The following is a 1,432-nucleotide window of genomic DNA, read 5'->3' as shown; positions in this document are numbered from 1 at the left end:
GACAAGTTAATATTTTTTTAAGCGATGGCCTGTTCTCGGTATTCTACCGGGGTCAGGCCATTTTTGTTCAACGAAATGCGTTTAGTGTTGTACCACTCGGTATATTCTGACACTACTCGTGTCAATTCTGTCAAATCATGTATGGATTGACGGTATAGGCATTCGCGTTTCATCAGGCTAAAGAAGCTCTCAATTGGTGCGTTGTCATGACAGTTCCCCTTACGTGACATACTGGGGAGTACACCAAGCTCTCGCATGGCATTCTGATATTCAGCTAACTGGTACTGCCAGCCTTGGTCGGAATGCATGATTACCGTATTATCAGCCGGACACTTTTCGGCGAAATCGGCAATCGTCAAAGTCAGTTGTTCCTTGTTCGCGTGTGCTGAGACAATGATAGTGACCACTTCACGACTTGCCTCATCAATAATTGCGGAGATATAACCCCAGGAATGATCTAGAAGTTTAATTTGGGTCACATCGGTATGAAAAACGGTATTAGGTATTGTGGCATTAAACTGCTGGTGAAGTAAGTTATCGTTAACAGTACCAACGTGCCCCTTATAAGAGTGGTAGCCACTGGTATGCTTCGAATAGATAGTTACGACAAGATTTAGATCACCCATTAACTTAAGAACCGTATTAGGAGAAAGCTTAAAACCAGCTTTCCTGGCAAGTAAGTGAATGCGACGATAACCGTAGGTCTCGCCTGATTCTTGAAAAGTTTTCAAAATGAAAGCTTTAAGCTTGGCATATTTATCTGGCTTGTTATTGCGGTGTAGACGATCATAGAATGTTGCCCGGGGCAGCTGAACAGCAGCCAGTAATTCTTCTAACGGATATTGGGACCGTAGCGAGGCTACTACTTCGGCTTTCTTTCCTGCCGTTTGTTCTTCGATATGGCCCCTAATTCTTTTAAAATATCACGTTCCATCTTTGTCCGATAAAGTTCCTTACGGAGACGCATATTCTCCTGGATTAACTGTTCTTTCTCTGTGGGTGTCAGTTTTTCCGTTTTATTAGATTTTTTCTTTACCATGGTCAGCTGTCTCCTTTGGGGACGAGGTCGTAGACCAGCTGCACCACTTTCGTTAAAAATGCGGCTCCATATCGACAACTGTGACGGGTTGATGTCGAATTTAATTGCTACTTGTCTAAGACTCTCATCGTGAGTTTGATAATAGTCTACCACAGCTAACTTTTTCTCCAATGTAAATGAGCGATGATATTTCTTCTTTTGAAGCGTTTCTAGGCCTTGTGATCGAGCACGTCTAACCCAGTCGCCAATTTGTCTGGAATCAGGAATCTGATAAAGATCAGCCAAAGAAGCGTAAGAATACTTACCAGATAAATAGGCTTGAACTACTTTAATCTTAAATTCAGTTGAATATTTGGTCATACAAAAAGCCCCACAATCGTTAGATTCTTTGTC

Annotated in this window: 2 protein-coding genes; both read right to left on the bottom strand. The window is 42.1% G+C overall.

Features of this window, described 5'->3' with window-relative positions; translation table 11 throughout:
• Nucleotides 1-17 precede the first annotated feature (17 nt).
• The gene (locus AC6H04_RS07005) at nucleotides 18-899 is read right to left on the bottom strand and encodes an IS3 family transposase (protein ID WP_497571023.1); all 882 of its coding nucleotides are present in this window, start codon (nucleotides 897-899) and stop codon (nucleotides 18-20) included.
• Nucleotides 863-1,432: transposase (locus tag AC6H04_RS07000; protein WP_497571022.1), on the bottom strand; the 570-nt coding region annotated here is incomplete at its 5' end. The genes AC6H04_RS07005 and AC6H04_RS07000, both read right to left, overlap by 37 nt.

This window comes from Secundilactobacillus sp. MJ173 (genome assembly GCF_059704265.1).
Note: the sequence above shows the minus strand (reverse complement) of the source record. Positions and strands in the feature narration are given on the sequence as shown.